This window comes from Neorhizobium alkalisoli, assembly GCF_002968635.1.
In the GTDB taxonomy this organism is placed as follows: Bacteria; Pseudomonadota; Alphaproteobacteria; order Rhizobiales; family Rhizobiaceae; genus Neorhizobium; species Neorhizobium alkalisoli.
The window spans coordinates 264,133-275,796 of sequence record NZ_PVBN01000003.1 but is presented as its reverse complement, the minus strand read 5'-3'; the positions used below and the strand labels follow the sequence as shown (position 1 = coordinate 275,796).

Here is an 11,664-nt window from a genome sequence, read left to right as displayed (position 1 = left end):
CTGAACACGATTGCGCGGTCGTGGTGACCGCGCAATCGTGGTGAATTCAATTCCAGATCGTAAGCGACTTGATTGCTAGATCGAGCTTTCGGACCAAAGTCCGGACGGGCTCGCAATCCGGATACTCCTTCCGAAGGATGGCTTGGACCTTTCGCAGCCGTTCGGTGTGGACTTCCCGACCCTTCTTGCCTTGCTCGTTATCTGGCACCTCGTGGCGCTCGTGATAGTAGAGATCGAAGAAGACTTGGTCGCTGAGTTCCTCGCTGGTGTATTCAGCTTGCACCCAGTCATCCAGTTCGCACCTAACCTTATCGATTCGCTTGTAGACGCCTTTCCGCTCATAAGTAGCGCTCAACACATCTTTCAAAAGCTGCCCCAACTCAGCATGTTTTTCACTCGCCATCCGAACGCTCGGCCGTCGGCCAGATGCCATGAACATCTGGTATGGAACAGTCGTAGCTGAAGCCCGCTGCTTTTTCTCGCCCTTGGGCCGCGTCGCCTTGGTCTGGGCGCTGATTTCACCGGGCGAGCGAAAATAGTCGCCGTCTTTAACTTCGACTGATTTGCAGTTTTCCGGAACAATCGGAGCATCCAAGGTTGCCAAGGCAGCGGCAACCAACTCGGCGGACAAACCCTTCTCTTTGTCGGAAATGAGATATAGCTCGCTGCCACCCTCTGGATAGTACATACCCGCCCATTCGGGTTTCACGATCTCTTGTCCGAGACGTGTCGCCCAGGCCGCCCTTTCTGTCTTCTTTTCTTCAACTGAAGCGGCATAGGGCTCGTCAACGCCGATATACTTCTTGCTAATGGGATCATACCAGGAACTTGGGTGGTCGCGTCCCGGCAATTTATTGCGCCCATAATCGCTCATCGGCAGGCTTTTCGGGGATGGTTTCAAGCCTGTCGCCATCATGAACTGCAGAGCACGTGCTGCTTTACAAGCTTCTGCAATCGCTGAGCTTTGGCCGTCGATTGTGACTTGGCAGAGGATATGATCGGATGCCCAACGTTTGAATCTGCTGAGCCCGCGCACCTTCTTATAGTAGCGGCTCTCAATGATATCATCGAGCGGCTTGGAGAGAGGCACCTCGATAATCTCTGTGCCTGTTTCCTTTGTCTTTGAATCTTTCCAAAAGACATTGATGTAGACGGGAAATGAGCTTACGGCGGGCTCCTGCCTACGGCTATCCCTATGGCTTGCGGACGAGCGGAGGTTTCGGCGAGCATTTTGATAGTTTGCAAAGCCAGCCTGGTGAGAAGCTAGATCAAGTCCGGAAGAGTGCGGGACGCCTTGCTCTTTCGACAGCAATTTTGCGAGCCGCTTAATGCCTTCAAGGGTTGTGGGACGAACACTTGCAGATGACATGTTTTTCTCCTGGCCTTCAGAAGCGTCACCCGTCAACCACCTCTTGAGCCCCGAGTAAAACATGATCGGGTTCAAAGTTCATCTAAGGCAGTGCTGTCAACAGCTTCGCAACTGACGGGTGGCACGTTCCTGCCAGGGAACATCAAGAAAATATGAGTGATTCGCGATGAGAGCAAGTCCATTTTAAAAGCTGTCCACGGCATATCGTCTGTTCGACGACCGCATGAGTGACGACCTCAGCCCCATGCCAGGCAAGCTTATGGCGAGGCGCACCTGCAGGGAAAATCCATTAAGTCTGTTGGTTTCCGTTCGAAGAGCCGGTATTCGTTGAGGCGTTCGAATTTCGTCAGATGAGGGATTGGGCCACGCTACGTTCCGGTTTGGGCCAGAAGCTCACAGTTTGGGCCATACTTGGTTCCGTTTTTACATTTATCGATGATATCCAGGGGTGTCGTTGCAGTTCCATAATTCATTTTATGCGATACGCGGACAACACAGGGTGAGTTCAAGAATGAAGTGCGGCTTGCAATGAGACCCACCTGCTCTCATTAATCCGGATGAACGCGTAAGATCGCCGCTGGCGCGCGGCGAAACCTAGCTCGCCTTTCTCAGAAATGCCCATCTGGCCATCTTTTATCTTCTGCTATCAGCAGCTCATGGCTCAACGGCCAGTGGATATCCACTCGCGCCAAGGCCAGCCATCACCGTGGTGATTGGGCCTTTGAACATCTTTAGGGCATCGAGCAGCGCCAGCAAGGTAAAGGTGAATGCTGCCGCTTGTTGATGATACCCTCCCCCATCGATTGCCTCCCCTTCCCCATCGAAGCAAGCGCCGTCCGGCCGCTCACCGGTCATCGAATAATGGAGTTGGAGATCGATCCGCTATCCGGTCCGTATCGAAAACCCGGCTTAGATAACGGCGCATCCGGCGGCCGTCCGGAGAAAGGCCGATCCCGTTGCTGACGATCACGTCGTCCGGAGCACTGCTTACGGTTGAAGCGGCCGAGGTCAACAATCCGAACCGCGGCCGTGCGAATTCCCGCAACGGCACTCCAGAAATCAACGAGGAAGGCGCTATCGCCGCAACGGAAGAATTTGCAGCGCTCAACCGGGTCCGGGAAGAACGGTTCTACGCCGAACTGCTGAGAGAACAAGCAAGCGCCGGGACACTAGTGCAGGCCGCCCACGCCAAGGAACCGGTCCACAGCGTCACGGTTCGCGGAAAGCTCTTGCGGGGTGCCAGTCCAGGCCAGTCTGCCGCGCTCCAGAATAATGACCCTGTCAGCGAAATCGAGTGCGCTCTGGATGCGCTGTTCGACCAGTAGGATGGTCATGTCGCCCGTCTTTGCGAGTTCGGCAAAAGCCACCATCAATTCTTCGCAGATGACCGGCGCCAGCCCTTCCAACGGCTCGTCGAGAAGCAGGACGGACGGGCGGCCAAGGATGCTGCGCGCGGTCGTCAGCATCTGCTGTTCGCCACCGGAAAGCTGATTGCCGAGGTTGCGCCGGCGTTCCTTCAGGCGCGGAAACATCTGGTAGGCTTCCTCAAGCGCCGTCTTCGGCCGACCCTTGAGGCCGACGAAGAGGTTTTCCTCCACCGTCAGTGTCGGGAAAATGCAGCGCGCCTGCGGCACGTAGCCTAGCCCCTTGAGAGCACGGGAAGCGCTCGGCGCAGTCGTAATGTCGGCATTGCCGAGGCGGATGCTACCCTCATAACGTTTCGTCTGGCCGGCGAGCGAGGCAAGCAGCGTCGTCTTGCCCATGCCGTTTCGACCGAGGACGGCGAGCCGCTGGCCCGCGGGCACCATGAAGGATATGCCTTCCAGAACCCTGGTCGGCCCGTATCCTGCGGAAAGGTTCTCAACCTCAAGCGACGTGGCTGGCATTGGCATAATTTCCGAGATAGGCCTCGCGAACGCGGGCATCCTTGGTGACATCGGCCGGCAGGCCGTCGAAGATAATGGTGCCGGCGGCCAGCACGATCACCCGCTTGGCGAACCGGAAGACGAGATCCATGTCGTGCTCGATCATCAGCACGGCCAAGTCCGGCGGCAGATCCGCTAGCGCCTGCTCGATTCGGCCCGTATCACTCTGCGGCACGCCGGCCGCAGGCTCGTCGAGTAGCAACACCTTCGGCTTCAGAGCCAAAGCAACGGCGATTTCCAGAAGCCGCTGCTGACCGTAGGCGATCTCGCGCACCTTGCGATACGCCAGCTCCGCCAAGCCCAGTTTTTCCAGCAGTTCAGAGACTTCCGCCATCACCTCTGTCATGTTGAGGAAGCGGCCGAAGAGGCGACCGGCGCGGCCATCGCGCTGCAGGACCGCAAGCCCCACGTGCTCGGCAGGCGTCATGTCCTGGAAGAGCCGCGTCACCTGGAACGAACGGACGAGACCGCGACGCACCCGACCGATGGCGTCGACCCTGGTAACGGTCTCGCCACCGAGGCGAACCTCGCCGGAACTCGGCGGCAGGTTGCCGGTCACGAGGTTGACGAAAGTTGTTTTGCCGGCGCCGTTCGGCCCGATCAGGGCAACCCGGTCGCCCGGCGCCATGGAAAGCGACACGTCGTTGGTGACGACAAGGCCACCGAACGACCGCTTGAGATTGGCAACTTCGAAAACGGGGCTCATCGGTTCGCCTCCCCGCGGCGGGTAAAGTACGCAGCCGCGGTTCCGTAGATGCCCTTCGGGGCAAACAGCACGACCGCGATCAAGAGCACGCCGACCATGGTGAGCCAATGGAAGGGGTTGGCGGCCGATACATAGTCTTCGAACAGCATGAAGATCAGCGTGCCGGCAAGCGCGCCGAACAGAGATCCCGTGCCGCCCAGCACCAGCATGACCAGCGCTTCGGCCGACTGGGTAAACGATAGCGCATCGAGCGCGACCACCTGCGTCGAGATCGCGCTGAGTGCACCCCCTGTGCCGGCAACTGCACCGGAAATCACGTACATCTTGGCAAGTGCCGCATTCGGCGAGGCGCCCATGGCGCGAATGCGCAAGGGGTCCTCCTTGATGCCGCGACACAACATGCCGAACGGAGAACGGACCACGAGGCGCAGCAGGACGAAGGCGATCAGCAGCAGCGCGACGCCGAAGAAATAAGCGGTATGGCCAAAGAGGTCGAACTCATACACGCCGAAAACGGGATCCGGCATGATGCCTGAAAGGCCGTCGCTGCCACCCGTCCAGGAGGAAGCCTTGTTGGCAAGTTCGTGAAACAGGTAAATCAGCGCGATCGACAACACGAGCTGTGGCAAACCATGCGCGCGCAACATGACGACGGCACAGAGAAGCCCTGCGACGGCGCCGGCTACGATGCCACCGAGCGTCATCAGCAGCGGGTCGTTGATGCCGTAGTGAGCTGAAAGAATGCCGGCGGCATAGGCGCCGGAACCGAAGAGCGCGGCATGGCCGAGCGTCGCTACGCCGCAATAACCTGTCACCAGATCGAGCGCGAGAACAAGCAAGGCGACTGCCAGAATGCGGGTCAGCAGCGCGAGATTATCTGGGAAGAGGATGTAGCCCGCCGCGGCAAAGACGGCGATCACCGCGACGCCGATCAGATCGCGCCTGAAGGAGCCGCCCCGCGGCCGGCTAGGTATGCTCTGATTGTTCACAGCCAATGTCATGTTTACCTAGTTCGCCTCACTTCACGCGCCCGGCAAGGCCGCGGGGAAAGACGCAGATGATTGCGATCACCGCGAGATAAAAGAAGAACTCGCCGAATTCCGGCATCAGGTAACGCCCCGTTGTATCGATCGCCCCGAGCAGGAGGCAGGCAATCAGCGCGCCGGGAATAGACCCCGCCCCGCCAACGGAGACGACGACCAGGAAGGTGACCATGTAGCGGAGCGCGTAATACGGCTCGACCGGCAGCAGTTCGGCGCCTACCACTCCACCGAAGGCGGCAAGCCCGACAGCAACCGCAAAGCTGATCGCATAAACGATCTCGGTTCGCACGCCGAGTGCCGCTGCCATGGCGGCATTGTCCACCGAAGCGCGCAGCTTCACGCCGAAACTGGTCTTCTCGATCGCGAACCAGAGACCAAGCGCGACTGCCAGGCCACAGATGATGGCAAACAGCCGGTGGATAGAAATCGTGCGGAAGCCGAGATCCACCGATCCCCGTAGCGGCTCCGCGAGCGGAATCGTCTTCAACGTCGGCCCCATCGCATAATTTGCAATACCGATGATGCAGAAGGTGATGCCGATGGTCATCAACACCTGCGTCAGTTCCGGCTGGCCATAGATGCGGCGATAGAGAAGCCGCTCGATCGGGATGGCGATGATGATGGTGATGACGACGGCAGCGATCACCGCGACGGCATAACCAAGTCCCAGGTCGCGCGCCACGTAGGAGGCGATATAGCCGCCGATCATCGCGAAAGCGCCATGCGCGAGGTTGACGACGCGCATCAGGCCCATGGTGACCGAAAGACCGATCGATATGACGAACAGCACCATGCCATAGGCAAGCGCGTCGATGGCTATGCTGAAGACTGTCTGCATCAGGATGTCCTGTCCGGAAACGGCGGGCCACGGCAAGCCCGCCGAGGGTTCGGAACTCTCTCGACGTGTTACTTGGCCGCAGCGAGGCCCGGATCGCCCTGCTTCTCGAAGGTCTGGGTTTCCTTGTTGATGTAGGTCCCGTCCGTACCTTTGGCGACTTCGCGCAGATAAATGTTCTGCGTGATGTGACGACTTTCCGGATCGATGGAAACCGGGCCGCGTGGGCTCGTCCAGGAGAGGCCCTTTACCGCTTCTACTGCCTTCTCGGCATCCTGTTTGCCGCCCGTCGCCTCGATCATCTTGTAGATCACATGCATGCCGTCATAGGCGCCGACAGCCGGGAAGGAGAGTTCCGCCTTGTTGCCAATCGCCTTGGCCGCAGCATCGACGAACGTCTTGTTTTCCGGGGATTCGTGCGAGACGGCGTAGTGGAACGTCGTCTGAATGCCGAGGGCCGCATCACCGAGTGCGGGCAGATCCGATTCCTGCGTCAGGTCGCCGGGCGCGAAAAACTTGATCCCGGCGGCCTTCAGGCCGTTGTCGTTATAGGCCTTGACGAAGCCTAGGGTTGTCGGACCGGAAGGCAGGAAGGCGAAGACGCCCTGGGCACCGGAATCCTTGATGCGCTGCATGATCGGGCTGAAGTCGTTGGTGGCGAGTGGTATGCGGATCGACTCCACCACTTCGCCGCCAGCTTTTGTGAAGCCTGCCTTGAAGGCGTTTTCCGCGTCGATGCCCGGACCATAGTCGCTGACCACCGAGATCACCTTCTTCACGCCCGCATCGAACGCCACCTTCGCGATCGGCGTGGAAGTCTGCCAGGTGGTGAACGAGGTCCGCACGACGAGCGGGCTGGTTTTCATGATCGCCGAGGTGGCGGCGTTCATGATGACCATCGGCACGTTGCCCTGTTTCAGGATCGGCGTAACGGCCATGGCGTCCGGGGTGAAGTAGAAGCCTGCGAGATATTTGACCTTTTCCTTTACGATCAACTCCTGGCCGAGCGCCTTGGACTGCGCCGGATCGGCGGTCGGGATGTCTCGGTAGATGATCTCGATCGTGTCGCTGCCGACCTTGTTGCCGTTGAGCGCCATATAGGCATCGATGCCGGCCTTGAAGTTCTTGCCCTGCAGCGCGAACGGACCCGAGAACGGACCGACCACGCCGACCTTGATGACGTCGGCATAAGCCGTGCTGCTCAAGGCCAAAGCCGCAAGGGCGCAGAGAATGGTCTTCTTCATGTTTAGTCCTCCCTTATCAAACGGTGCGAGCGTTTTAGCCCGTGCACCGGTTTCAAAATCAAAGCAGCGTGGATCCGCCGATGCAATTATCTCCGTGAAGCCAACTCCCGCGGAAAGCTCAGAACGGCAAGCCCACGTAATTTTCCGCGAGCGCCGTGGAAGCGGCCCGCGAATGAGTGAGATAATCAAGCTCGGCTTCTTGAATCTTCTGATCGAAGTCGCCCGTATCGGGAAAGCGATGCATCATCGTCGTCATCCACCAGGAGAAGCGCACGGCCTTCCAGACACGAGCAAGCGCCTTTTCCGAATAGACATCAAGACCGGCCTCGGAGCGGTCGTGATAATGCTCCCGCAGTCCGTTGAAGAGGTAATGCACATCGCTTGCTGCGAGGTTCAGTCCCTTGGCGCCGGTCGGCGGCACGATATGCGCCGCGTCTCCGACGAGAAACATGCTGCCGAAGCGCATCGGTTCGGCGACGAAGGAGCGCAGCGGCGCGATCGACTTCTCGAAGGACGGTGCAGTGATGAGTGCCTCGGCGTGGTGCGCAGGCAAGCGGCGGCGGAGCTCGTCCCAGAAGCGTTGGTCGCTCCAGTTCTCGATCTTCTCGTCGAGGGCGCATTGGATGTAGTAGCGGCTGCGGGTTGCGGAACGCATCGAACAGAGCGCAAAGCCGCGCGGATGGTTGGCATAGATCAGCTCGTGACTGACCGGCGCAACCTCGGCCAGGATGCCGAGCCAGCCGAACGGGTAGACCTTTTCGAATACGCGGATCGCCTCTTCCGGCACTGCCTTGCGGCTCGCACCGTGAAAACCGTCGCAACCGGCGATGAAATCGCAGTCGATGCGGTAGGTCCCGCCGTCTTTTTCGTAGGTGACGTAAGGCGAGCCGCCGTCAAAATCGTGCGGCTGAACATTGCCCGCCTCATAAATGGTAATAGGGCCGCTCTTCTCGCGTCCTTCCATCAGGTCGCGCGTCACCTCGGTCTGACCATAGACTATGACCCGCTTGCCACCGGTTAGGCCATAGAGATCGATACGATGGTCGCGTCCATCGAAAGCAAGCGAGAATCCGTCATGTGGCAAACCTTCGGCATGCATGCGGCTACCGGAATGCGCCTGGTCGAGAAGCGCAACCGTGCTTTCCTCAAGCACTCCGGCACGGACGCGGCCAAGAATGTAGTCCTTGCTGACCCGATCGAGAATGACGTTGTCTATGCCCGCTTCGGTCAGAAGCTGGCCAAGCAAGAGACCTGACGGTCCGGAACCAATAATGGCCACCTGCGTCCTCAAGCGCATCCTCCCATGCGTTTTTGCCTTTTGACAAATTCTGCTCGGCTTCCGCGCCGGCAGCAATGGACTTTCAGGCCGAAAAATTGCACAAAATGAACATTTCACCCCGGAGGCCACGGATGTACCGGCACGTACCCACGTATCAGCTTTACGGCGAAGAAACCGGCAAGGAGCCGGACTTCTGGGTGCATTGCGAAACGATCAAGTCCCGAAGCAGCCGGCACCAATGGGAAATCCGGCTGCACCGGCACGAGTCGTTCTTTCAGATATTGTACATCGAGGCAGGCTCGGGAGATGCCACCTTCGACCGTAAAAGCGTTCCGATCCATCCACCATCGATCCTGACGGTCCCGCCGGGCCTGAACCACGGCTTCAGGTTTTCCCGCGACATTGAGGGACTGGTAATCACAGTCCTTGCTTCTCACTTGAGCCATGCTCCCGGCGAACGCGGCCGCTATGGCGAATGGCTGGCATTACCGCATCTGACGGCGCTGGATCCGCAAAATGTGGACGCGGCCTACCTGATGCAGACGGTGAAACGTATCGGCGACGAGTTCGAGCATCGAAGCAGTGGTCGCAATGAGCTCCTGTCATCCTACATAGCGCTTTCCCTCAGGCTGACCGCCCGGATCTCCCACAAAGGCAATGTAAGCCAACTTCCTGCAGAAGAAGGCGAAAAGCGCATGGAGTTGTTGAGCGGCCTCATCCAGCGGCATTTCCGCTCGCATAAACCGGCGTCTTTTTATGCCGCCGAACTCGGCATATCGCTGACTCATCTCAACCGTATCGTGCGCTCAACGACCGGCCATACGGTCCATGATTTGATCAGCGCGAAGCTGGTGGAGGAATCAAAGCGGGAACTCGTCTTTTCTCTCGCTTCCGTGCAGGAAATCGCCCATCGCCTCGGTTTCAACGATCCGGCTTATTTTTCGCGGTTCTTCTTCAAGCAGACCTCCGAGACGCCCCGCGCCTGGCGGATGAAGGAAAAGATGCGGCTCGACGGACGGTAAAAGGGTAACGGCGGCCTCGAGCTCGGGCCGCCGTCGATTACTCAGGCAACGTCCGGCAGGCCACCGATCAGCTTGTCGAGCGTGATCGGATAACGCCTAACTCTGATGCCGGTCGCGTTGTAGATGGCGTTGGCAATCGCGGCGGAGACGCCACAAAGTCCAAGTTCGCCGACGCCCTTTGCTTTCATCGGTGACGACATCGGGTCGGTCTCCTCCATGAAGATCACCTCCTGACGGGGGATATCTGCGTGAACGGGAACCTCGTATCCGGCAAGGTCGTGGTTGACGAAGAAGCCCGATCGCGTATCCACGGCAAGCTCCTCGTACAAAGCCCCGCCAACGCCCATGGTCATCGCACCGATTACCTGGCTGCGGGCGGTGATCGGGTTGAGGATGCGTCCTGCCGCGCACACCGCGAGCATGCGGCGGATGCGGCTCTCACCCGTTGCGACGTCGACGCCAACCTCCACGAAATGTGCTCCAAAGGTCGATTGCTGATGCGTCTTGGAAAGGTCGCCCCACTCAATTGTGTCCTCACCGACAAGACCGTCCGAACCGGCCGCCTCGGCCAACAGCACCGCGCGGTTCCCCGAACGGACTTGACCATTTTCGAAGACAACATCATCGGAGTTGAAGCCAAGCTTCTGCGCAACTGCCTCCCGAAGTTTCACGCAGGCCGCATAGACACCTGCAGTCGAACAGTTGCCGCCAAACTGTCCGCCCGAGCCCGCAGATACGGGAAAGCGGGAATCGCCGAGCTGGACCGCAACCTTTTCGATGGGTAGTCCCAGCATCTCTGCCGCGGTCTGGGCGATGATCGTATAACTGCCGGTCCCGATGTCGGTCATATCGGTTTCGACGGTCACGATGCCCTCGCGATCGAGCCGCACCCGCGCTCCCGATGGCACGAGGAGGTTGTTGCGAAAGGCTGCCGCAACTCCCACTCCGATCAGCCAATTGCCGTCGCGCCTTGATCCTGGTCCTCTGCGTTGGTTCCAGCCGAAGCGCTCTGCGCCGACCTCCAGACAGCCGATCAGGTTGCGCTGGCTGAACGGACGCTCGGGGTTTTCCGGATCGACCTGCGTGTCGTTGAGGATGCGGAACTGCACGGGATCCATTCCGAGCTTCTCGGCCATCTCGTCGATTGCGATTTCGAGCGCCATCAGACCGGGAGCTTCACCTGGGGCCCGCATCGCGTTGCCTTCCGGAAGATCGAGCGCGGCAAGCCGCATCGCCGTCATACGGTTCGCTCCGGCGTAAAGCAAACGGGTCTGATTGACGGCAGTCTCGGGACCACCGCCGGGAAGGTCGCCCGACCAGCTTTGGTGAGCGATCGCTGTGATCCTGCCGTCCCGATCCGCCCCGATGCGAACGCGCTGGATTGTGGCGGGGCGATGGGTCGTGTTGTTTGGCATGAGAGGTCGTGGAAGAGCGACCTTGACGGGGCGTCCCGCCTCCTTTGCCCCGAACGCAGCGAGCACGGCATCAGCTCTCAGGAACAGCTTGCCGCCGAAACCGCCGCCAATGAAGGGCGACATGAGATGGAGCTTTTCCTTGTCGATCCCGAGCGTCGTCGCCAGGTCGGAACGCCACCAGTCGATCATCTGGCTCGATGTCCAAACAGTGAGTTCATCGCCGTTCCAGGCTGCAATGGAGGCATGCGGCTCCATCATGCAATGCGATTGATCCGGTGTCGTGTAGGTTTCATCCAGGGTCACCGGGGCAGACGTGAACGCCACATCGAAGTCTCCGACGGCCGTGTCCGGCTCCTGCGACTCCTCCGGCTTGACCGCCGTGTCCATCGCCTTTCCAAGGTCGAAGACACCCTTCTCCTCGGCATAGTCGACCCTTACAAGTGCGGCGGCGGCGCGCGCTTGCTCGAAGGTCTCCGCGACGACGACCGCAATCGCCTGATGATAGTGCTGGACCTCGTCGCCGCCGAAGAGTTTTGCAGTATTGAAATTGCCTTTCTTCAGTTCGCCGACGTCCAGTGTCGTCACGACGGCAAGCACGCCCGGCGCCTTCTTCGCGTCGGAGACATCCATCGACTTGATGCGCCCCTTGGCGATGGCCGCGCCCACGGGATAGCCGTAGGCATATGACACATTGGGATCGTTCCATTCATAAGCATACATCGCTCGGCCGGTCGTCTTGAGCTGGCCGTCGATGCGGTGGATAGGTTGCCCAACGACCTTCAGGCGGTCGATCGGGTTCGTGGTTGCTGGTGTATCGAACTGCATG

Annotated in this window: 9 protein-coding genes; 1 reads left to right on the top strand and 8 read right to left on the bottom strand. The window is 59.4% G+C overall.

The window, feature by feature from the left end:
* Positions 1-46: 46 nt before the first annotated feature.
* From C5L13_RS29225 to pobA, 7 genes are all read right to left on the bottom strand, one after another.
* Positions 47-1,369: a DUF5623 domain-containing protein gene (locus tag C5L13_RS29225; protein WP_158693414.1), complete on the bottom strand. Its 1,323-nt coding sequence runs from the start codon at positions 1,367-1,369 to the stop codon at positions 47-49.
* A gap of 1,169 nt (positions 1,370-2,538) precedes the next feature.
* Positions 2,539-3,255, bottom strand: a complete 717-nt coding sequence (locus tag C5L13_RS08750) for an ABC transporter ATP-binding protein (protein WP_105382885.1) — start codon at positions 3,253-3,255, stop codon at positions 2,539-2,541.
* A complete protein-coding gene (locus tag C5L13_RS08745; protein ID WP_105382884.1) occupies positions 3,236-4,000 on the bottom strand; it encodes an ABC transporter ATP-binding protein in 765 nt (254 codons plus the stop codon). Before C5L13_RS08745 ends, C5L13_RS08750 begins: the two co-directional genes overlap by 20 nt.
* Complete coding sequence (locus C5L13_RS08740; RefSeq protein ID WP_105382883.1) at positions 3,997-5,001, bottom strand: branched-chain amino acid ABC transporter permease; 1,005 nt, start codon at positions 4,999-5,001, stop codon at positions 3,997-3,999. Before C5L13_RS08740 ends, C5L13_RS08745 begins: the two co-directional genes overlap by 4 nt.
* Positions 5,002-5,017: 16 nt before the next feature.
* A complete protein-coding gene (locus tag C5L13_RS08735) occupies positions 5,018-5,881 on the bottom strand; it encodes a branched-chain amino acid ABC transporter permease (protein WP_105383135.1) in 864 nt (287 codons plus the stop codon).
* Positions 5,882-5,949: 68 nt separating this feature from the next.
* Positions 5,950-7,122, bottom strand: a complete 1,173-nt coding sequence (locus C5L13_RS08730) for an ABC transporter substrate-binding protein (RefSeq protein WP_105382882.1) — start codon at positions 7,120-7,122, stop codon at positions 5,950-5,952.
* 118 nt (positions 7,123-7,240) lie between these two features.
* On the bottom strand, positions 7,241-8,413 hold the full coding sequence (gene pobA / locus C5L13_RS08725; RefSeq protein ID WP_105382881.1) for a 4-hydroxybenzoate 3-monooxygenase: 1,173 nt from the start codon (positions 8,411-8,413) through the stop codon (positions 7,241-7,243).
* Between the two features lie 119 nt (positions 8,414-8,532).
* On the opposite strand from pobA, the gene C5L13_RS08720 reads away from it, so the two are divergent.
* A complete protein-coding gene (locus C5L13_RS08720) occupies positions 8,533-9,423 on the top strand; it encodes a helix-turn-helix domain-containing protein (protein ID WP_105382880.1) in 891 nt (296 codons plus the stop codon).
* Between the two features lie 41 nt (positions 9,424-9,464).
* Here C5L13_RS08720 and paoC read toward each other — a convergent pair whose 3' ends face one another.
* Entirely contained in the window at positions 9,465-11,663 is a 2,199-nt protein-coding gene (gene paoC, locus C5L13_RS08715; RefSeq protein ID WP_105382879.1) for an aldehyde oxidoreductase molybdenum-binding subunit PaoC, read from the bottom strand.
* Between the last annotated feature and the right edge of the window lies 1 nt (position 11,664).

What these genes read in the sequence shown, in the direction of transcription:
- C5L13_RS08740 (WP_105382883.1), bottom strand. Translation starts at nt 5,001, where the DNA reads ATGACATTGGCTGTGAACAATCAGAGCATACCTAGCCGGCCGCGGGGC.
- C5L13_RS08720 (WP_105382880.1), top strand. Translation starts at nt 8,533, where the DNA reads ATGTACCGGCACGTACCCACGTATCAGCTTTACGGCGAAGAAACCGGC.
- C5L13_RS08750 (WP_105382885.1), bottom strand. Translation starts at nt 3,255, where the DNA reads ATGCCAGCCACGTCGCTTGAGGTTGAGAACCTTTCCGCAGGATACGGG.
- paoC (WP_105382879.1), bottom strand. Translation starts at nt 11,663, where the DNA reads ATGCAGTTCGATACACCAGCAACCACGAACCCGATCGACCGCCTGAAG.
- C5L13_RS08745 (WP_105382884.1), bottom strand. Translation starts at nt 4,000, where the DNA reads ATGAGCCCCGTTTTCGAAGTTGCCAATCTCAAGCGGTCGTTCGGTGGC.
- C5L13_RS08735 (WP_105383135.1), bottom strand. Translation starts at nt 5,881, where the DNA reads ATGCAGACAGTCTTCAGCATAGCCATCGACGCGCTTGCCTATGGCATG.
- C5L13_RS08730 (WP_105382882.1), bottom strand. Translation starts at nt 7,122, where the DNA reads ATGAAGAAGACCATTCTCTGCGCCCTTGCGGCTTTGGCCTTGAGCAGC.
- C5L13_RS29225 (WP_158693414.1), bottom strand. Translation starts at nt 1,369, where the DNA reads ATGTCATCTGCAAGTGTTCGTCCCACAACCCTTGAAGGCATTAAGCGG.